The sequence below is a fragment of the uncultured Winogradskyella sp. genome (assembly GCF_947498005.1).
In the GTDB taxonomy this organism is placed as follows: Bacteria; Bacteroidota; Bacteroidia; order Flavobacteriales; family Flavobacteriaceae; genus Winogradskyella.
In genome coordinates this window covers 1-209 of sequence record NZ_CANMIW010000045.1, presented here as the reverse complement: position 1 = coordinate 209, position 209 = coordinate 1, and the positions used below count along the sequence as shown (strand labels likewise).

The window sequence follows — 209 nt, the reverse complement described above, 5'->3', positions numbered from 1 at the left end:
GAGTTTAGTTTAGATGGCGGACCATGGCAAGATGAGCCACTGTTTAGTAATGTATCAGCGGGCGAACATGAGATTGTAGCTAGAGATAAGTTTGGCTGTGGAACCGACACCGCACAGACCTTTATAGTAGATTATCCGTTATATTTTACACCCAATGGAGATGGATTTAATGAAACTTGGAACATCGCAGGTATTGGAAGTAATGCAAA

Annotated in this window: 1 pseudogene; it reads left to right on the top strand. The window is 41.6% G+C overall.

From position 1 onward, the window contains the following. Positions 1-209 (top strand): annotated as a pseudogene (locus tag Q0891_RS17270) (hypothetical protein); the annotation flags it as partial.